At 32.2% G+C, this 20,055-nt stretch carries 24 protein-coding genes; 11 read left to right on the top strand and 13 right to left on the bottom strand.

Annotation, left to right across the window (positions count from 1 at the left end):
• Window positions 1–79: 79 nt before the first annotated feature.
• The 4 genes from RB618_RS08220 to RB618_RS08205 form a co-directional block, all read right to left on the bottom strand.
• Window positions 80–577: a TlpA disulfide reductase family protein gene (locus RB618_RS08220; RefSeq protein ID WP_308068312.1), complete on the bottom strand. Its 498-nt coding sequence runs from the start codon at window positions 575–577 to the stop codon at window positions 80–82.
• Between the two features lie 324 nt (window positions 578–901).
• Window positions 902–1,567: an alpha/beta hydrolase gene (locus RB618_RS08215; RefSeq protein WP_308068311.1), complete on the bottom strand. Its 666-nt coding sequence runs from the start codon at window positions 1,565–1,567 to the stop codon at window positions 902–904.
• Between the two features lie 155 nt (window positions 1,568–1,722).
• On the bottom strand, window positions 1,723–2,823 hold the full coding sequence (locus tag RB618_RS08210) for a BT_3928 family protein (protein WP_308068310.1): 1,101 nt from the start codon (window positions 2,821–2,823) through the stop codon (window positions 1,723–1,725).
• Between the two features lie 72 nt (window positions 2,824–2,895).
• Window positions 2,896–3,438 carry a DUF1599 domain-containing protein gene (locus tag RB618_RS08205; RefSeq protein ID WP_111283711.1) on the bottom strand — a complete coding sequence of 181 codons (543 nt, stop codon included), beginning with the start codon at window positions 3,436–3,438 and terminating at the stop codon, window positions 2,896–2,898.
• A gap of 224 nt (window positions 3,439–3,662) precedes the next feature.
• Here RB618_RS08205 and folP point away from each other — a divergent pair, with 224 nt between their 5' ends.
• Genes folP through RB618_RS08190 form a run of 3 tightly spaced genes read left to right on the top strand, consistent with a single transcriptional unit; the run spans window position 3,663 to window position 5,998 of the window.
• Complete coding sequence (gene folP / locus RB618_RS08200) at window positions 3,663–4,487, top strand: dihydropteroate synthase (RefSeq protein ID WP_308068309.1); 825 nt, start codon at window positions 3,663–3,665, stop codon at window positions 4,485–4,487.
• A gap of 27 nt (window positions 4,488–4,514) precedes the next feature.
• On the top strand, window positions 4,515–5,342 hold the full coding sequence (locus RB618_RS08195) for a DUF4919 domain-containing protein (RefSeq protein WP_308068308.1): 828 nt from the start codon (window positions 4,515–4,517) through the stop codon (window positions 5,340–5,342).
• A 23-nt stretch (window positions 5,343–5,365) separates the two neighbouring features.
• A complete protein-coding gene (locus RB618_RS08190; protein ID WP_308068307.1) occupies window positions 5,366–5,998 on the top strand; it encodes a hypothetical protein in 633 nt (210 codons plus the stop codon).
• Window positions 5,999–6,065: 67 nt separating this feature from the next.
• Here the strand turns inward: RB618_RS08190 and RB618_RS08185 are convergent, their stop codons facing one another.
• From RB618_RS08185 to RB618_RS08155, 7 genes are all read right to left on the bottom strand, one after another.
• Complete coding sequence (locus tag RB618_RS08185; protein WP_308068306.1) at window positions 6,066–6,539, bottom strand: CHRD domain-containing protein; 474 nt, start codon at window positions 6,537–6,539, stop codon at window positions 6,066–6,068.
• A 184-nt stretch (window positions 6,540–6,723) separates the two neighbouring features.
• Window positions 6,724–7,197, bottom strand: coding sequence for a 23S rRNA (pseudouridine(1915)-N(3))-methyltransferase RlmH (gene rlmH, locus RB618_RS08180; RefSeq protein ID WP_111283719.1), 474 nt, complete (start codon window positions 7,195–7,197; stop codon window positions 6,724–6,726).
• Between the two features lie 187 nt (window positions 7,198–7,384).
• The gene (locus RB618_RS08175; RefSeq protein ID WP_308068305.1) at window positions 7,385–7,690 is read right to left on the bottom strand and encodes an antibiotic biosynthesis monooxygenase; all 306 of its coding nucleotides are present in this window, start codon (window positions 7,688–7,690) and stop codon (window positions 7,385–7,387) included.
• A gap of 173 nt (window positions 7,691–7,863) precedes the next feature.
• Window positions 7,864–9,279 carry an adenosine deaminase gene (locus tag RB618_RS08170; RefSeq protein ID WP_308068304.1) on the bottom strand — a complete coding sequence of 472 codons (1,416 nt, stop codon included), beginning with the start codon at window positions 9,277–9,279 and terminating at the stop codon, window positions 7,864–7,866.
• Between the two features lie 238 nt (window positions 9,280–9,517).
• Window positions 9,518–9,802, bottom strand: coding sequence for a GNAT family N-acetyltransferase (locus tag RB618_RS08165; RefSeq protein WP_308068303.1), 285 nt, complete (start codon window positions 9,800–9,802; stop codon window positions 9,518–9,520).
• Window positions 9,803–9,807: 5 nt separating this feature from the next.
• Window positions 9,808–10,203: an OsmC family protein gene (locus RB618_RS08160; RefSeq protein WP_308068302.1), complete on the bottom strand. Its 396-nt coding sequence runs from the start codon at window positions 10,201–10,203 to the stop codon at window positions 9,808–9,810.
• Between the two features lie 2 nt (window positions 10,204–10,205).
• Window positions 10,206–11,087 carry a pirin family protein gene (locus RB618_RS08155; RefSeq protein WP_308068301.1) on the bottom strand — a complete coding sequence of 294 codons (882 nt, stop codon included), beginning with the start codon at window positions 11,085–11,087 and terminating at the stop codon, window positions 10,206–10,208.
• 247 nt (window positions 11,088–11,334) lie between these two features.
• On the opposite strand from RB618_RS08155, the gene RB618_RS08150 reads away from it, so the two are divergent.
• Window positions 11,335–11,610 carry a hypothetical protein gene (locus tag RB618_RS08150; RefSeq protein WP_111376965.1) on the top strand — a complete coding sequence of 92 codons (276 nt, stop codon included), beginning with the start codon at window positions 11,335–11,337 and terminating at the stop codon, window positions 11,608–11,610.
• 21 nt (window positions 11,611–11,631) lie between these two features.
• Here RB618_RS08150 and RB618_RS08145 read toward each other — a convergent pair whose 3' ends face one another.
• Window positions 11,632–12,732, bottom strand: coding sequence for a DNA alkylation repair protein (locus tag RB618_RS08145; protein ID WP_308068300.1), 1,101 nt, complete (start codon window positions 12,730–12,732; stop codon window positions 11,632–11,634).
• A gap of 205 nt (window positions 12,733–12,937) precedes the next feature.
• On the opposite strand from RB618_RS08145, the gene nadC reads away from it, so the two are divergent.
• From nadC to priA, 5 genes are all read left to right on the top strand, one after another.
• On the top strand, window positions 12,938–13,795 hold the full coding sequence (nadC, locus tag RB618_RS08140) for a carboxylating nicotinate-nucleotide diphosphorylase (RefSeq protein ID WP_308068299.1): 858 nt from the start codon (window positions 12,938–12,940) through the stop codon (window positions 13,793–13,795).
• Between the two features lie 93 nt (window positions 13,796–13,888).
• A complete protein-coding gene (locus RB618_RS08135; protein ID WP_308068298.1) occupies window positions 13,889–14,812 on the top strand; it encodes a YihY/virulence factor BrkB family protein in 924 nt (307 codons plus the stop codon).
• Between the two features lies 1 nt (window position 14,813).
• Window positions 14,814–15,242, top strand: coding sequence for a DUF2147 domain-containing protein (locus RB618_RS08130; RefSeq protein WP_308068297.1), 429 nt, complete (start codon window positions 14,814–14,816; stop codon window positions 15,240–15,242).
• 10 nt (window positions 15,243–15,252) lie between these two features.
• Complete coding sequence (gene bla-B1-FLAV, locus RB618_RS08125) at window positions 15,253–16,011, top strand: subclass B1 metallo-beta-lactamase (protein WP_308068296.1); 759 nt, start codon at window positions 15,253–15,255, stop codon at window positions 16,009–16,011.
• 25 nt (window positions 16,012–16,036) lie between these two features.
• A complete protein-coding gene (gene priA, locus RB618_RS08120) occupies window positions 16,037–18,487 on the top strand; it encodes a primosomal protein N' (protein WP_308068295.1) in 2,451 nt (816 codons plus the stop codon).
• Window positions 18,488–18,494: 7 nt separating this feature from the next.
• Here the strand turns inward: priA and RB618_RS08115 are convergent, their stop codons facing one another.
• A complete protein-coding gene (locus RB618_RS08115) occupies window positions 18,495–19,193 on the bottom strand; it encodes a LytTR family DNA-binding domain-containing protein (protein ID WP_308068294.1) in 699 nt (232 codons plus the stop codon).
• 177 nt (window positions 19,194–19,370) lie between these two features.
• On the opposite strand from RB618_RS08115, the gene rpsF reads away from it, so the two are divergent.
• A complete protein-coding gene (gene rpsF / locus RB618_RS08110) occupies window positions 19,371–19,712 on the top strand; it encodes a 30S ribosomal protein S6 (RefSeq protein WP_068842999.1) in 342 nt (113 codons plus the stop codon).
• Between the two features lie 5 nt (window positions 19,713–19,717).
• Window positions 19,718–20,014: a 30S ribosomal protein S18 gene (gene rpsR, locus RB618_RS08105; protein WP_002987043.1), complete on the top strand. Its 297-nt coding sequence runs from the start codon at window positions 19,718–19,720 to the stop codon at window positions 20,012–20,014.
• The last annotated feature ends 41 nt before the right edge of the window (window positions 20,015–20,055 follow it).

Raw genomic sequence — 20,055 nt, 5'->3', positions numbered from 1 at the left:
TATTATTTTTTAATTTTTTGTTTTTTGAAGGGAGTCAAAATCGCAATTGAATTTTGACATTGTTATTGTTTTTGAAAGATTATTTCAATCCTTTTAAAGTTTCGTCGATTTTAGCAAAGTCAGTTTCTATTGCACGATAAAGAACAATTTTACCAGTTTTGTCAACAACAATGTATCTTGGAATCCAGTCTAAGTCAATAGCTTTTCCAAAAAGTCCTTTCATGCCATCGTTCATCATGTAGTGATCACCTTTGTTCAATTCATGTTTTTCAATTCCAGCTTTCCATTTGTCAGCAGTTTTATCAGCCGAAATAAACAAGTAAGATGCATCAGGATTATTAGCTTGTAATTCTTTTAATTTTGGCATTGCTTTTACACAGTCACCACACCAAGATGCCCAAACTTCAATAACCAAAGTTTTGCCTTTGTATTTTTTTAAGATGTTTTTGAAGGTAACCTGACTTCCGTCAGTGGCTAGTAATTTCTCAGATAAAGCCTCTTTAGAAAAAGCTGTTTTCTGAGCTTGTGTGCAAGAAAAAGAAATAAATGCAATTACGGCTAGGACTAATTGTTTCATATTTTACTAAAATTATTTTTTATTAGGGTACTGAATTCACAAAGTTAAACAAACAAATGAAATGCCAATTGTACATTAACAAAATTTGAAGAGTCGTTTATTTTGTAACAAAACGACGTTTTTTGGTTGAAAAAAGTGTTTTGAAATCGTAATAGTAGAGATGAAAAATGGTGTTTTTTTCTAATGGAGGTATTTTGCAAATAAAAAAATGATAAAAAAATTATTTTTAGAAAAAGATTTTAATCAAAAAAACGTCAGATTTCAAAAAAAAAGCCTTCAATAAAATCAAAATTATTGAAGGCTTCTTTTATGTTTTCTGAATGCTTAATTTAGTTCATAATTGCCATTTGCCCATTTTTTGCTTGGAGCAATCCAATTGTCTGCCGCTTTGTACAAAAAGCCATGTTTTAGGCCTGTGTTCAGTTCAATTTCTTTAAAATGTGCTATTTTACATTTCGAAGTTTCTTTTCTTTTAATGGCAGAAACTCCGTAAATATCTGATTTTTCATAAATGGTTAAAATATTGCCGCACCAATTAATATCTGGAATTTCTTGAATATCAACATCTCTAAAGCATCCAATGAAAACAAAATTCACATTTGGATTGGAGAGATAAGTTGAAACAAATTGAGCAATGTAACCGCCTTGTGACGTTCCGATTACTGTAATATGATTTGGTGAAACGCCTTTCTTTATAAGCTTTTTGATTTGTTTGGCCATTTTCTCGGCATATTCGGCAGAATTGGTGTTTTTCTTTCTTTTTTCACTAAAAACAATAAAACCATCTTTTCTATAAGATTCTAAAATTTCATTATATTCTGCTCTGCCATATTCTGGATGAACTGCATTTAAATCATTTTCTTCAACAAATTTGTTGTGAAAAAAGAAAATGTAACGTTGGTCTTTATTGATAGTTTTTTCTTGACTAAATGTGATGTTTGAAAGAAAAATAAAGGAGAATACAAAGAGGATTTTTTGAAGTGAACTCATAAAAAGGTTTTGTTTTTTTAATTGGTTTTAACAAATATATAAACTTAATAATCACTTTAATATTTTTCTTACTTCTTTGTGGAGGAGTTTTCTCAAAAAGAAGAACGCCAATTCATTTGAATTGGAGTTCTTAAAATTTATATTTTTTTGAAATATTATAATTTCAAATCATCTACATCATTATAATGTACTTTTTGAGCGATAGTTCCGTCATGTACAACCACAATACTTGGATTTGCTCTTTCGACTGTTTTTAAAGCTGTTCCGTCGCAGAAATAGAAATCGATGTCTAAAGCGTAATCTTTTTTAGCTTTAGCAATTTCGTCAGCCCCAGAAGCAGTCATTCCAATTACTTTGTAACCTTTTGCTTTTGCATCTGCTGTGACTTTTGCTAATTTTTTCATTCCTTCTGGATTTGATAAATTCAAATCGTAAGTTACAAAGATTAATAGTTTAGGCTCTTTTAATAATTCTTCTTTATAGTCAGAATCATCTTTTGTCATAGTAAAATCGTGAATAGGAGGAATGTAGCCTTCAGTGATTATTTTGTCTTTACGATCCACAAAAACAGCACCTTCAGGAATATTCATTAAATCTTTTTCTGTAAACTCTTTGTCAACACCATTTACTTTGTAGATAAAAATCATTTCTACAACCGATTTTGGAGCTCCTTCTGGAATTTCCATTCCTTTCTCGATGTTTGTTCCTACTTTGTAAGGACGGAAATCTTTGATAGGATTATGATTGATAACCCAAACCGCCATCAATACACAAAGAATAATACTAATCAATACGATAATATTGGTAACAAGTTTAGAAAACAAAGGTTTAACTAATTTTTTATTGATAAATAAAATCAAGATAAAAAATAATAAAACAACATCTTTTGTAAATGATTGCCAAGGCGTTAAATGTAAAGCATCTCCAAAACAGCCACAATCTTTTACTACATCAAAATAAGCAGAGTAGAAAGTAAGGAAAGTAAAGAAAACAATCAATAAAAGTAAAGCCCAAATTGTTAGTTTTGATTTATAGCCAACCAACAGCATTACACCTAAAACTACTTCTAAAATCACTAAAAAGATCGCTAATCCTAAAGCCAATGGTTCTAAAAATGGCATATTGAAAACGGGTTCACTGAAATATTCAGCCAGTTTATAAGAGAATCCAACAGGATCGTTTAGTTTGATTAATCCAGAAATGATAAATAGTACACCGACAAATAATCGGGAAAATTGAGTAATGATGTTTTTCATAATGAATATTTAAAAATTCAAATTCCAAATTCCAAGTTTAGCATTGGAATTTGGAATTTAAAATTTGGAATTTTACTTAGTAATTGGGTTTAAGATTAAAGCAAAAACAGAATAATTGATCATATCCTGATAATTAGCATCAATTCCTTCAGATACAATTGTTTTTCCTTTATTATCTTCAATTTGCTTAACGCGAAGGAGTTTCTGCAAAATCAAATCGGTTAAAGAACTTACACGCATATCACGCCAAGCTTCGCCGTAATCGTGATTTTTGGCTTCCATTAAATCTTTGGTTAATTTTACTTTAGCATCGTATAATTCAGTTGCTTTTTCAACGTCAAGATCTGGCTGATCTACAACGCCAAGTTCTAACTGAATCAAAGCCATGATAGAATAATTGATGATTCCGATAAATTCTCCTTTTTCGTCTTCATCCACTTTACGAACCTCGTTCTCTTGTAAACTTCTAATTCTTTGCGCTTTTATAAAAATTTGATCTGTAAGCGATGGCAATCTTAAGATTCTCCACGCACTGCCATAATCTTTCATTTTATTGATAAACAACGTGCGGCAAACCGCAATAACATTATCAAACTCTTGGGAAGTATTCTTCATTTATATGCTGTATATTTGCTAAAATTTCTTCAAAAATAAGGATAATTTTTTAAGAGTTTCAAGTTTAAGGTTCGCTTTGTTTCAAGTTTTTTCTAAACAAAGTGTTAACGGACAACTTGAAACAGAAAAATGTTTCAAGTTTCAGGTTTCAAGTTTTTCGTTCCAGAACTTGCGTAATCTGCATCAACTTGAAACGTGAAACCTGAAACAAAATAAAACAAACAATGACAATTAACTGTAAAGGAGAACTTATCGATTTGTCAATTCCTAAAGTTATGGGAATTCTTAATGTTACTCCAAATTCTTTCTTTGATGGAGGGAAATATAAAAATGAAAACGAAATTATTTCGCAGGTAGATAAAATGCTTTCAGAAGGCGCAACATTCATCGATATTGGAGCGTATTCAAGCAAGCCGAGCGCTGAATTTGTTTCAGAACAAGAAGAAATCGACCGAATTGTTCCAGCAATTGAATTAATTTTAAAACACTTTCCAAAGACTTTATTATCTATTGATACTTTTAGAGCTGAAGTCGCAAAAGCAAGTATAGAAAGTGGCGCGGCAATTATAAACGATATTGCTGCTGGAGAATTGGACGAAAAAATGTTTGATGTAATTGCACATTATAATGTTCCGTATATTATGATGCACATGCGCGGTAATCCGCAGACGATGCAGAGTTTGACGCAATATGAAGATATTATAAAAGAAATGCTTTTTTATTTTTCTGAAAAAGTGAAGAAAGCAAGAGCTTTAGGAATCAACGATTTGATTTTAGATCCAGGTTTTGGTTTTGCTAAAACTACCGATCAGAATTATGAAGTAATGCAAAAAATGGAACTTTTTAATTTGTTGGAATTGCCTGTTTTGGCTGGAATTTCAAGAAAGTCAATGATCTATAAAACGCTTGATATTACACCGCAAGAAGCCTTAAACGGAACAACATTCTTAAATACAATTGCTTTGACAAAAGGCGCTAAAATTCTTCGTGTTCATGATGTAAAAGAAGCGGTTGAATGCGTTACTTTGTTTAATAAAATGAATTCTTAAATTATCCTTTTTTTAATTTGATATTAAATGAAAAATAAAAAACACTTTGTTTTCTTTATTTGTTTTCTAGTTAATTTAAGCTTTGCCCAAGCACCACTGCCACCGCCGCCGCCAAAGAAAAATACTAAAACTAAAGATTTAATTTATGGAGATCCTTCTTATACAGATAACAAGGGAGATAAAAAAAGCACAGCAAAAATAAAAGAGGTAAAAAAACCTGTTGAAGCATACAAGGAAGATACTCAAAAAAGCGTTAAAAGTTTTAATTTATCAATTTCTGAATCAACAAATCCACATTCAATTTATTATTATAAAAATGTAGAAACGCTGCTTCAGAAATTAGATACTGCAGCAATAACCACGGCGCAAATAATAAGTTTGACTAGATATAAAATTCAGTCCAACTCAATAAACCCTACTTACTTAGATAGTTTAGCCACTAAAGTATATAAATTGAATGAAGAGAAAAACTATAATGAAGCAATTATTACTGCTAAAGAAATTCTAAAGCAAAGTCCGAACAATATTACGGGACATAAAGAATTATCTTACGCATACAAACGGCTTGGAAATGAGGAATTAGCCAATCGTTATTTTGAAATGATGGTAAAAATAATCACTTCAGTATTTCAATATGGAGAAGGAACTAGAAATACTCCTTATATTTTGAACAATTTCTTTGAAGGGTTATCAATTTACGAAGCTAAATTTGGTTGCTTACCTAGTAAAACGAGATTAATTCTTACCTCAAAAAAAGTGCTTTTAGCAGGTTACGACTGTTATCATATAATGAGATTTGCAAATTTGACGCATTGGTTTCCGATGCTAAAAGAGGGTGATTATAAAGTGGAGTAGAATTTACAATGAAAAATATATTTATGAAATACATTACTATAATTATAGCTTTTCTTCTTTTTTCCTGCGGAAAAAAAGAAGATGTCTTATTACCAAAATCAAATGTTTCAATTGTAAAAGATATACAAGATCATTCGCCAATTTACATCTTTTTCAAAATTGATGGGAAAGACACAATTGCCGATTTGAATCGAAAAAGTGCTATTATATCAACCAATTGGATTTTGAATATAGACAAACGTTTGCCGTTAAAAGCAGTAATTCCGCAGGTAATAAAAATGCAGGAAAAAAAGCGTAACGAAAAGATGCATCAAAACGAAGAATCTGAGAACTATTATTCTTATGCAGATTCTATTGGAAAGAATTTAGCCTTTTTGCCTTTCACGAAAGTGTTTTATAAAATGGAGAAACCTACTGCAGGAAGTTTTGTAGTTTATTTTAAAAAAGGAAAAAAGCAAGTTTTTATGGGAAATAAGGAAATAAAAATATCAGAAATACTGCAGCAGTTTTACAGTATAAAATTTGATAGAGTGCCAAATCTGGTATTTTTGTTTGATAAGAATATGAGTTATGAAGAATACATTCAATATAAAATTTTACTGCACAAACATGTGACTTACAATCTTGATAAGCTTCCAGTAGAATTTATTTTTTAAAGAAATTTAAATAAAAATAAAAAGCCTTTCAATCAAGAAAGGCTTTTGTTTTTTAGATTTTATGGTTTTAGTAACCGCCACCGCCACCGCCGCCACCATCTCCGCCAGATGTACCTGTTTTTATAAGTGTACCGCTGATTTCGCCATTGGGGTAAGCTGTGGTGTGTAAGTTTACATAGTAATGATTGATCAATAGTTCTGCCATTTGTGCACTAGTTATAGAGCCAGTTACAGTAAAAGGAGAAGTAGACACACTTGCATCAGAAAACGGAATTACAATTGAACCGTCTGCAGCATGTATATGACCATGTGTTGGTGTTAGCCCTGAATAGCTTACTGTAATTTCAAACGTTTTGGCAGTTTGATTTAATTTAAGTGTTGCGCTACCAGAAGCTGATGAGGTTACACCACTTGGAGGAGCCAAACTCGAACTAAATGTTACAGTAATTGGTGTCGAACTATTATTGTCGTCGCTATTGGAACATGAAATTCCAATAAAAAGCAATAATAAAACTGCTGAAAAATGAAGTAAAGATTTCATAATTATATGCTTTTTAGGTTAAAATGATTGGTTAAAAAACTATAATTATTAAATTTTATTAGGATTTAATAAAAGCACTATAAATTTACGCCTTTATTTTTTAGTATTCTTGTTTTTTAAGCTTTAAATTATTGACTCACAGTTATTTGTAGGTTTTGATTTACAATAAAAGGAATGTGGGGATTTATTGATGATGATAAGGTTCGTTTCTCAAAATAGTAAATCCTCGGTACAATTGTTCTATAAAAAATAAACGAACCATTTGATGCGAAAACGTCATTAGCGAAAGCGAAACTTTTCCTTGTGCTTTTTTATAAACTGTTTCAGAAAATCCGTAAGGACCGCCAATTACGAAAACTAAAGTTTTGACTCCAGAATTCATTTTCTTTTGTAATTCTTCAGAAAAGCCAACACTTGAGAATGTTTTTCCGTTTTCGTCCAATAAAATCAATTGATCGGTCGCTGAAAGTTTTGAAAGAATCAGTTCGCCTTCTTTTTCTTTCTGCTGACTTTCAGATAAGTTTTTTACGTTTTTAATGTCTGGAATAATCTCCAATTCAAATTTGATATAAAAAGACAAACGTTTGGTATAATCGTCAATCAAAGTTTGAAGCGATTTATTATCTGTTTTGCCTATTGCGATGAGTTTGATGTTCATTTGCTAAGTTTTTGCCACGAATTGCGGTAATTTAAACACATAGAGACATAGTTTTTTTTTGTCTGTAAAAGGCGTTTCACTAACTGCAATACACATAGCTATGTGTTAAAGCTTGCTTTTTCTGTAATCTTAAACGGAAACAATTATGCCTATGTTTCTATGTGTTTAATTTTTTACGCAAAGCAATTTATTGTTTTTTATTCTCAAAAACCGTTTCAAAATGTTCTACAATTGGAAAAGGTTCGTAATAATGATGTAAAATCTTTTTCCATTCCAAATATGCTTCAGAAGTTCTAAAGCCTACTGTATGATCTTCAAGCGTATTCCAATCGACCAGTAAGAGGTATTTGTTTTCAACTTCAAGACATTTTTCTAGACGATGTCCCAAATAGCCATCAATCGATGAAATGTATTGACTTGCTTTTGCAAAATCAGCCTCAAATGAATTAGCTAATTCTGGTTTTACATATAGAAATGCTGCTTCTAGAATCATATTTAAATGAATTTTATCTGCTTGATCTGCTAAATCTGCGGGAAAAAATTATACTCTCGCAGATTTAGCAGATTTGGCTGATTTTATTTTTATTGTTTTGTTTAAAAAGAATCTGTGATTATCGGCTTAAATCTGTTTGAAATCTGCGTGAAACTTTCGTGCAAATTGACGTTTTAGTTTTTAGAAAACTTCGCTTCAAAAGTTTTAAAACGACTATCTAAATCTTTAATTAATTGTTTTTTAACTGATGCATCTTGAATAAAACTATAATTGATGCTATTGTAAACGTATTTTTTGATCGTTTCGTAATTTACATCAGGATATCTTTTTGCCAATAAAACATATTGCTCTGTCATGCTGCTTCTTAAAATTCCCGCATCATCTGTGCTGATTACAATTGGCACATTAAACTCTTTGTAAAGCGTAAACGGATGTCTGTTTTCTTTTACTTTCAAAATGAATTCGTTGCTCACTAAATTAATCTCAATCGGAATATTGTTTTTAGACATATATTTCAGTAAATCATACGAATTGGCTTCATAAGCAATATCAACCCCGTGACCAATTCTGTTTGCTCCTGCAACATAAATTGCATCGTTGATATGCCAAGTCAATTCTTCTGGCTGAACCAAACCTAAAGTCAATTCTCCTGCGTGAAGTGTATATTTTACATCAGGAAATTTAGAGTGGCAGTATTTAAACATCACCATGTGTAGCCAGTAATCTTTCATAGAATTTTCGCCATGTTCTGGAGAAACGATGTTTACACCTGCAGTCAGTTTGCTTTCGCTTGACGAAATAAAAGCAATAACCAGATTTTTAAACAAATCTACAGGCTCCATAAAACGAAGCACAAAGTTCTGATAACGCATGGTAAATTTTTCGTCATCCATTTTTAAATCTTTGTGCAGTTTTGCTATGAAATTATTGTTGAAATCGACAGCATATTTTTTAGCCTCTTTTTGTTGAAGTGATTTATTCAATTCGTCCAAAAGTTTTAGAACTGTTTTTTCGTCTTTCTGTTCTGCAGCCAGGCGAAGTTTTGTATTGAAATCAGCTAAATCAGAAACATTCATATCGCACGGAATTGTTGATAATTGTGTTTCGATATAAGTAACATTTTCTGCAATGGCACGCTTTTTCAACTCAAGCATTCCTTCTGCAAAATGACCTTGAATTGTAGGTTCAAATTTCATGAAAGAATCAAAAAACTGATCATCAGAAGGAACAGCACCATTATAATCTTTAACCGACCAGGTTTGCATAATCTGCTGTTCGTAATATTCTAGTTTTCCTTTGTTTTTAAGAGATGAAAAGTTTTCCCAATTTCCGTTTACGGGTTTGGTTTTAGAAACGGCCATCGTTTCCAGATTTAAATAAAAGTCTTCTGCAATGGCTCTTTCCAAAAGAGGTTCTGCATAAACTGATCCCGAAAAATGGTGGTGTAAATCGCCTCCTTTAGGCATTTGTTGAAAGAAAGCTGTTAAGAGAGCTTCATTATTTCTGATTTTTTCTAAATAACTCTCAGCTGATTGAGAAAAGCCGATTTGTGCTATAAAAATACAGAAAAGCGTAATTATTCTTGTCATACTCTAAGATTAAATTACGCGCAAATATACGAGTTTTCGGAGAAATTTGAAAATCGAATTTCGTTATGTTGTTTTTTAACGCAAAGAACGCAAGGTTTTATTCCAAGCTTAACTTTATAAAAACACAAAGTTCGCAAAGCTTTGTCTAAAAAAAACTTTGCAAACTTTGCGTAATCCTTCGCGTTCTTTGCGGTTAAAAAAAACTTAGAACCTTAGCATCTCAGTACCTTAGAGCCTTTTATGAAAAAAGTACGTCATGTATTTCAGGAACCTTATCAAAAACGCTTTTAGCAAAAGGACAAAGCGGAATAATTTTTAAGTTATTTGCTCTGGCATAATCAACGGCTGCCATAACCAATTTTTTACCAACACCTTTTCCGTTAAAATCTGGACTAACTTCAGTGTGGTCAATAATGAATTTAGAATCTCCTGCCCAAGTGTAAGTCATTTTTCCTGCCTCTTTTCCGTCTTCTATAGCTTCAAAATGGCCTCTTCTTGTATCGTTTATTTGTTGAATTTCCATTCTGCTTATATTAATGTTGTTTTAATTTCGATTGAATGTGTCAATGTTTTATGAATTGGACAGCTGTTTGCAATCGTTTCTAATCTTTGTCTTTGTTCTTGGTCAACTTCGCCAATCACTTCAATTTTTCTGGTAAATGAGGTGCAATTTCGTTCTGAATCTCTTTCAAAATCGATTTTGACATTGATTTCTTCGACGTTCCATTGTTTGCGATTAATGTACATTCGTAAAGTAATCAAAGTGCAAGAAGCCAATGATGAAGCTAAGAGTTCTGTTGGATTTAAACCTAAATTTTTTCCGCCTAAGGATTGTGGTTCATCTGAAATTAAAACGTTTCCACTTGCAGATGTAATTTCCGTTCGATACAAACGCGTATCTATTTTTGCTGATACTGTATCCATAATTATTTGATTCTTGGTTCTGGTAATGGTACAAATTCGGTTTCGCCAGGAACTTTCGGGAAAGTCTGTTCTGTCCAGTCTTTTTTAGCTTTTTCGATGAGGTTTTTATCAGAAGAAACAAAGTTCCAAAATATAAAATGTTCTTCAGGAAAAGGTTCTCCACCAAAAAGATAAACCGTAGAGTTTTCAGAAATTTCAAATTCGCAAAGAGAAGCTTCAGTTGTAATTAAAATCTGTTTCGGATCGTAAACATGTTCGCCATTTTTTATGCTTCCTTCTAAGATATATAAACCGCTTTCGCCAAATAAATGGTGCCCAATATTGATTTTCTTAGCTTCTTTGCTTTTAATTTCAATAAAATAAAGTGGACTATAAACAGGAACTGGAGATTTTTTTCCAAAAGCTTCACCAGCAATTAATTTGTATGAAACGCCATCTTCTTCCCAAGCTGGAATATCATCTGCTTCTACATGCGTGAAATTTGGATCCATTTGCTCCAATTCTTTTGGGAGTGCCACCCAAATCTGTAATCCGTGAAGCATCTTATCTGTATGTCTTAAATATTCTGGTGTTCTTTCAGAATGTACAATTCCTTTTCCTGCTGTCATCCAGTTTACGGCACCTGGTTTTATTTCTAATTCTGTTCCTAAACTATCGCGATGCATAATGCTTCCTTCAAATAAAAATGTAAGTGTTGAAAGTCCGATATGCGGGTGCGGAGGAACGTCCATATTTTCATGGTCACTTAGATGTGCAGGTCCCATATGGTCGATAAATACAAATGGCCCAACGGCTCTTTTTTCACGGAAAGGCAATAAACGGCCTACTAAAAAGTTGCCAATATTGGCAGCACGTTCTTCGATAATTAAACTGATATTTGACATGTGGTACTATTTGATTTGAAAACAAAATTACAGTTGTGATAGAAATCTGTAACTTAATTTAGATTAAGAAACTTGTTTTTGGATTTTTTTTTTGAATTATAAAAATAAGAAATCCGTTGAAGTTATTTTTGTAATGCAGATTAAATTTGGATACATTTGAAAAAAAACGCAGATGCATAGAAATAGATAGTATCTTATTTTCGCAAAAATAGTAACTAACAATAAGGACTTTGGATTCAAGATATAAATGAAAATATTAAAAAAAATAACTGGTGTGATAATTTTAATATTCACAGTTTTACTTTGCTTTCCTGCGTTTTATGCATTTCCAATACAATTTGAAAACTGTAAAAAGAAATTTGAAACTGGAGTTGTTGGTGCTCCAGGGTATGCGATTGGATTTCTCACTTGCTTAGTGTTTTATTTTCTTATTACATACTTCTTGATAAAGTTGAGTTTGAAACTAATTAGACAGAGAAAAAATAATATTGCATCAATTGATGAAATTGGTTTGAAAGAATAATGTTCATGCTTTCTTTAAAAATTATTCAATCAACTCAAACTCCAAAACTTCACTTTCAGTTCCATTAATTATAATAGACAATTGATGAGCTCCTGTATAAAAAACTCTTGTTGTAATTAACTTAAAAGACTGATTTCTTTCAATCTTAGTTAATTGATTTGGATGATAAATCTTTTCGCTGATTTTGAAGACTTTTTTCGCCAAATGTCCTTTTGCTTTTTTATAGTGAACGGCATATTCTAAACGAACCGTTTTTGGTTCTTCATTTTTATTATTTAAATGAAATTGAAACTGAAGATAATCCCCAATTTTTACAGTTGGAGTTTTAATCTCGAAAGACGAAAGTTCAATATTACTGCTTTCTAATCCATAATGGCTCAAAATTTCTGGATGTCCTTGTTTCAATAAAGTTCTAGATCCGTGTTTGATAATTCCGTCCGTTTCTTTGCTGTGGCCTTTCCACTTTGAAGCAATTTCTAAAACGATCTGTGGATTATCTTTGGCAATATCGTTTAAATTATTGGCAACGCTTCTTCGAACATATTCTGAAGAATCATTTTTTAGATTTTCCAAAATTGGAAGAATAGAAGAGGGATCTTTTTTCAAAAACGGAATTGCCATTGCCCACGGTAATCTTGGGCGTGAACCTTCGCTTGCTAAACGACGCACGTGATGGTTTTTGTGCAATGACCATTTTATCATTTCGTCAATCATTTGCTCTTTATATTTTAAAATGAAAGGGCGAACGGCAAACTCGCAGCTTATAAATTGAGTTATAGAAACAAAAGCATTCTTCGAAGTTTCAAAATCCTCTAAACCGTACATTTCTATATAATCGGCAAAAAAGATGAAAGCCAAATTGCTATCTGTGAAGTTGTTTTTCTTTAAGTTTTCTATGATTTTATCAATTAGAGAAACGGCTTCGGGGAAATTTTGAGGCATAAATTGATGAAACACAACAGTTGTATGTTTCATTCTTTCTTTCCATTCTTTTTGAGTAAAATCGCCTTCGTAAATTGCTTCAATAAATTTTTGTTTGTTGAATGCTGGATACACTTCGGCAACAGCCTGACCAAATTTTTCGTAAAAAGAAACCGAGTAAATGTCTTTAATTAATCCCATAAATTTTGCTTGATTGAACTTCAAAGATATTTAATTGAACGCTTATTAACAGATTAAGTTTTGTTAAGAATTGTAACTTTATTTTTCTGAATATCTTAATGGTTAAAAAAGAGATATTTAATGTTTTATGTAATTTTTCATGCTGGCGGAGCTTTCAAATCCATAAAATATATCCTAATTTAGCATTATTATTAAAAACAGAAAAATGATAAGCAAAGCTCAATTTCAAGCAGAATTAAAACTTTTAATCAGTAATGCTATTAGAGAAGATGTGGGGCCGGGTGATTACAGTTCGCTGGCTTGTATTCCAGATAATGCTCATGGTCAGGCAAAACTATTGGTAAAAGATCAAGGAATCATTGCCGGAGTTGAACTAGCCAAAATGATATTTGAACATGTAGATCCAAAACTAAAAGTAAAAACTTTTATTGAAGATGGCACACGTGTAGAATATGGCGAAATTGTTTTTGAAGTTTCTGGAAGTTCTCAATCTATTTTGAAAGCCGAAAGGGTTGTTCTGAATACGATGCAGAGAATGTCGGCAATTGCTACAAAAACTAACCATTTAATGGGGCTTTTGGAAGGAACAAAAGCAAAAATATTAGATACGCGTAAAACTACTCCAAATTTTAGAGTTGCAGAGAAATGGGCTGTAAAAATTGGCGGTGGCGAAAATCATCGATATGCTTTGTATGACATGATTATGCTGAAAGACAATCATATTGATTTTGCTGGCGGCATTACTCGTGCTATTTCGAAGACAAAAGAATATCTAAAAGAGAATAATCTTGATCTGAAGATTATTGTTGAAGCTCGTAATTTGGATGAAATCAGAGAGATCTTATTGAGTGATGGTGTTCACAGAATCTTGATTGATAACTTTAATTATGAAGATACTAAAACGGCTGTTGAATTAATTGGTACAAAATGTCAAACAGAATCTTCTGGAAATATCAGTGAAAAAACAGTTAGAGAATATGCTTTATGCGGCGTGAATTATATTTCATCTGGTGCTTTAACGCATTCTGTTTATAATATGGATTTGAGTTTGAAAGCTTTTTAATGAAGTTTTGAATTTTGAGTTATAAGTTATGAGTTTTGTAAATCTATCCCGATAGCTGTCGGGACTGAACTCTAAAATCTAAAATCAAAAAATATGTCGAAAGAGATAGAAGATCGGATTGAGAAATTGCCTGTAATACGCAATCTAGTCCGACTTTTCAAAAGAATAAAATTCCCTTGGTTAGAGGGATTTTCTTTGTATGATTTACTGGAAATGTATACCATCGGAATTATAGATGGTGCATTCTCATATCATGCAAGTGCGGTTTCTTTTAGCTTTTTTATGGCTTTATTTCCTTTTGCGCTATTTATTTTAAACTTGATTCCGTTTATCCCGATAGATAATTTTCAGGAAGATTTCTTGCAGTTTGTTCAGCAAAGTGTGCCACCAAATACTTTTGATGCGATTAGTAAAATTATCAGCGATATTTTAAATAATAGTCACTCGGGTTTACTTTCGTCTGGATTTTTTCTTTCGATATTTTTAATGGCAAACGGAATTAACGGTATTTTAAGCGGTTTTGAATCTTCAAAACATGTTTTTGACAAACGCGGATTCTTGCATCAATATTTGGTTGCGTTGGCGATTTCGCTCGTAATGACAATAATTTTGTTTGTTACGGTTGCCACTATCGTAGTTTTTGAGGTTTTTATTCAAAAAACAATTATTCAAGATGTGTTAAGTGATCGAATTCCGCTTATAATATTAGGACGATATTTATTTGTTGTTTTAATGATTTTGATAACATCTTCAATATTATTGCGTTATGGTACAAAACAGTATAATAAAGTGCCTTTTATAAGCATTGGTTCTGTTTTTACAACGGTCTTAATTGTTATATCTTCGTTCTTTTTTGGAATTTGGGTTATAAAATTTTCAAAATATAACGAACTTTATGGTTCTATTGGAACATTATTAATTCTAATGTTTTATATTTGGATAAACTGTATGATACTGCTTTTAGGGTTCGAACTAAATGCTTCTATCAGAAAATTAAAACAAAAAAAAACTTACTAGTATGAAAAATTGGATGTTAACAATCGGTGTTTTTTTCTTTGCGCTAACCATGCAAAGCCAAGGTGTAATTGGGAAATGGAAAACAATTGATGACGAAACAGGTGAAGCAAAATCAATCGTAGAGATTTACGAGAAATCAGGAAAAGTGTATGGCAAAGTAATAGATATACTTCGTGAAGGCCACAAAAAAGATGTATGTGTAAAATGTGATGGGGCTGAAAAGAACAAACCAATTTTAGGAATGGTAATTATGAATGGCCTTAAAAAAGACGGTTCAGAATATAATGGAGGAACAATTTTAGATCCAGGAAGCGGAAAAAAGTATAAATGTTACATTACTTTGGAGTCTGCAGATAAATTGAAACTTCGCGGATATGTTGGGGTTTCTCTAATGGGAAGAACACAATATTGGACAAGAGTAAAAAACTAATTAAAACTTAATGCAAAAATTAGCTTCGATAATTTTATTCTTAGTTATAGTTTCAAATAGCTTTGGACAATCTAAGAATTCGCCATTACAAATAAGTCATCTTACGGGTGACTTTTATGTTTATAGAACTTTTAACGATTATAAAGGGGTTAAAGTTTCTGCCAATGCCATGTACGTAGTTACCAAAGAAGGTGTTGTTCTTTTTGATGCTCCATGGGATAAAACGCAGTTTCAGCCGTTGTTGGACAGTATTGAGGCAAAACATAACAAGAAGGTAGTAATGGTTTTTGCCACGCATTCGCATGAAGATCGTGCAGGAGGATTGGATTTTTATAAGCAAAAAGGAATTAGAACTTACTCGGGTAAACTAACAGACGAAATCCTCAAAGAGAATAATGAAGGGAGAGCTGAGTTTATAATTCCGAATGATGCAACTTTTACCGTAGGACAATATAATTTTGAAGTATATTACCCAGGTAAAGGACATGCGCCAGACAATATTGTAGTTTGGTTCGGAAAAGAGAAAATTCTTTACGGAGGATGTTTTATAAAAAGTGCCGAAGCAAAAGATTTGGGCAATTTAGGAGATGCTGATGTTAAAGAATGGGAAAGGTCTATAAAAAAGGTTCAGTCAAAGTTTAAAAATCCGAAGTATGTTATTCCGGGACATGATGACGGAACGACAAGTGAATCTATAAATCATACTTTGAAGCTAGTTCGTGACTATAATCTTTCAAACAGCGCTTCTTCCAAATCAGGTCAGAAATAAATCGACTGACTTATAAAAAAAATCCATGCATTTCATAGAAGTCATTTTACCGCTTTCTTTAGCTAAAACATTTACATACCGAGTTTCTGAGGCTGAATTTCATTTCATTAAAAAAGGAATGCGGGTTGCAGTGCCTTTTGGTAAAAGTAAAATATATACGGGGCTCGTTTTAGATGTTCATGAAAATGCTCCAACATTATATGAGGCAAAAGAAATTCACCAGATTTTAGATGAAAAACCTATTGCAACCGAGATTCAGATTAAACACTGGCTTTGGGTTGCAAACTATTATATGTGTGGCATTGGAGATGTGTATCGCGGTGCATTTCCGAGTGGATTATTGTTGGAAAGCGAAACTATTATTTCGCATAAACCCGATGTTGTGGTGAATGACAGCGAACTTTCTGATGATGAGTTTTTAATTTATGAAGCTTTGCATCATCAGAGTTCATTAAAGGTTCAAGAAATTACTTCGATTTTAAATAAAAAAAACATACTTCCGATTTTGCAAAAATTAATTGCGAAGGATGTTATTTTTTTAGATGAAGAAATAAAAGAAACTTACAAGCCAAAGTTGGTTCGATATGTGAAATTACACTCAAAATACGAATCTGATAATGGTTTGGAAGAATTGATGACGGTATTGAAAAATGCAAATAAACAAAAGGAAATTGTTTTAGCGTATTTTCAAATTAGTGCATCGGAGAAAAAGCCGATTACAGTTAAGAAGCTTATTGAAGTCTCTAATGCTGGATCTACAGCCGTAAAATCATTAGTTGAAAAAGAAATTTTCGAAGAATATTATTTACAGCACGATCGTGTTGTGTTTAATGGAGAAGTATCTAAAAAAGAGTTACAGCTAAGTGAAGCTCAAGAAAATGCCTTTTCTGGCATAAAAAATAGCTTTTTGACAAAAGAAGTTTGTTTGCTTCATGGCGTAACTTCGAGCGGAAAAACGGAGATTTATATTAAACTAATCGAAGAGCACCTGGAAACAGGAAAACAAGTCTTGTATCTGTTGCCAGAAATAGCGCTTACTACACAGTTGGTTTCAAGATTACGCCTTCATTTCGGGGATAAAGTTGCTGTTTTTCATTCTAAATATAGCAATAATGAAAGGGTTGAGGTTTGGAAGCAAACGCTTGAAAATTCTCCAAAGGCTCAAATTGTAATAGGAGCCAGATCGGCGTTGTTTTTGCCTTTTAATGATTTAGGATTATTAATTGTTGACGAAGAACACGAACAAACCTTTAAGCAGACAGATCCAGCACCAAGATATCATGCGAGAGATGCGGCAATTGTTTTGGCTAATTTTCATAAAGCTAAAGTATTGTTAGGTTCTGCAACGCCAAGTATTGAGACGTATTTTAATACGCAAAACGATAAGTATGGGTTGGTAACGCTTTCTGAGCGATATAAAAATGTTCGTTTGCCTGAAGTGCTTTTGGTTGATTTAAAAGACAAACATTTTAGAAAAAAAATGACAGGGCATTTTAGTGATCTTTTAATTGAAGAAATTGCAGAATCAATGTCGTTGGGCGAACAGGTTATTTTGTTTCAAAATAGGAGAGGATATTCGCCTATTATAGAATGTCTGACTTGCGGGCATGTTCCGCATTGCCAGCAGTGCGATGTGAGTTTGACCTATCATAAACATAAAAATCAGTTGCGATGCCATTATTGTGGTTATTCGATTGCAAAACCTACTAACTGCCACAGTTGTTCAAGTATTGATTTGACTACAAAAGGCTTTGGTACAGAGCAAATAGAGCAGGAGTTGTCTTCGCTTTTTCCGAAAGCGAAAACTGCTAGAATGGATCAAGATACTACTCGAGGCAAATTTGGTTTTGAGAAGATAATAGACGCATTTAAGAATCGTGAAATTGATATTTTGGTGGGTACTCAAATGCTAGCCAAGGGACTTGATTTTGATAATGTGGGGTTGGTTGGGATTATGAATGCTGATAATATGCTGCATCATCCAGATTTTAGGGCTTTTGAACGTAGTTTTCAAATGATGACGCAAGTTGCAGGAAGAGCAGGAAGATCAGAAAAACAGGGAAAAGTTGTCATTCAGACTTATAATCCAAATCATAATACAATTCAGCAGGTTACAAACCATAATTATATTGGTATGTATAAGGAGCAATTGTATGATAGACAGATCTATAGGTATCCGCCTTATTTCAGGATTATAAAGCTTACATTAAAACACAAAGATTTCGATAAGCTGAAAGAAGGAGCAATGTGGCTGTATCAGGTTTTAAGCCAAAACTTAGGAATGCCTGTTTTAGGGCCAGAAGAACCGGCAATAAGCAGAATAAGAAACGAGTACATCAGAACTATTTTGATAAAGATTCCTCATAATCTTCATTTAGGAAACACAAAAAAAACTATTCAGAAAATGCTGAATAGTTTTGAGGCTGTGGCTCAATATAGAGCTATAAAAGTTGTGATTAATGTAGATTTCTATTAAACAGCATTTACGAAGAAGTTGAAAGAGCTTTTACAAGATCTTCTTTTTTATTGCGGCTTAAAGGTATTTTGGTGATGCCTATTTCGGCAAATTTGCTGTTAAAGCGCTCAACCTTGTCTATATTAATGATGTATGATTTGTGAACACGGATAAATTTGTCTTTCGATAAATCATTTTCAAAAGATTTCATGGTAGAAAGAACCAAATTGCTGTCGTCCTCAGTTACTACTCTTACATAATCTCCAAAAGCTTCAATCCATTTTATTTTTGAAGTGAAGATTTTAAGTTTTTTTAGATTACTTTTGATGAATATATGCTCGCCTTCTTCTTCTTTGACATCTTTTTTCAGCAGATGCATATCGATTGCCCTTTTTACAGAAGCATTAAAGCGATCTACTGCAATTGGTTTTTGAAGATAGTCGGTAGCGTCATAGTCGAAAGCTTTCAAAGCATATTCGGCTTTGGAAGTAATAAATATAATTTGAGGTTTTGATTTTAATCCGTCAAGAAAATCAAAGCCATTAATAACTGGCATTTCTATATCAAGAAATATTAAATCGATATTATTTAATGAGATACAACTTTTTGCTTCAATTGCATTAGAAAAATCCCCGATTAAATGCAAGCCTGGGTGATTATTTACCAATTTGGCAATAATTGTCCTTTGTATAGAACTATCATCTACAACAACACAGTTTAGTTTCATAACATTTAAATTTAGAATAAATTCAGGATAGCAGTAGTAAATGTATTATTTTTTTGTAAAAAAAACTAAAGTTGAGGCATCTTTTTTGCATTATGACGAATAAAAGAAAAAAAGTGTTGGATATATAAATTAAATGCTTACTTTTGCACCCAATTTTAACAAATAAATTTTTTATTTATGAATCATTATGAAACTGTTTTCATTTTAAATCCCGTTTTATCTGAGGTTCAGGTGAAGGAAACAGTAACGAAATTTGAAGAATTTCTTACTAGTAGAGGAGCTGAAATGGTATCGAAAGAGGATTGGGGTCTTAAAAAAATGGCTTACGAAATCCAAAACAAAAAAAGTGGTTTTTATCACTTATTCGAATTCAAAGTAGCTGGAGAAGTTCTTTTAGCTTTTGAAACTGAATTCAGACGTGATGAAAGAGTTATGCGTTTCTTAACTGTAAGTTTAGATAAACATGCTATTTCATGGGCTGAGAGAAGAAGAGCAAAATTAAAATCTACTAAAGCGTAATTATTATGTCTACAATTGAGCAATCTGCAAAAGGAAAAAAAGACGGAGATATCAGATATTTAACGCCTTTAAACATTGAAACTAACAAAACTAAAAAGTATTGCCGTTTCAAAAAATCAGGAATCAAATACATCGATTATAAAGATGCTGATTTCTTATTGAAATTCGTTAACGAGCAAGGAAAAATTCTTCCACGTCGTTTAACTGGAACTTCATTAAAATACCAAAGAAAAGTTTCTGTAGCTGTAAAAAGAGCTCGTCACTTAGCTTTAATGCCATACGTGGCCGATTTATTAAAATAGTATAAAAAAATCTAGTCGCTGGTTTCTGTTTAATCAGAACC

The sequence above is a fragment of the Flavobacterium sp. LHD-85 genome (genome assembly GCF_030929595.1).
In the GTDB taxonomy this organism is placed as follows: domain Bacteria; phylum Bacteroidota; class Bacteroidia; order Flavobacteriales; family Flavobacteriaceae; genus Flavobacterium.
Note: the sequence above shows the minus strand (reverse complement) of the source record. Positions and strands in the feature narration are given on the sequence as shown.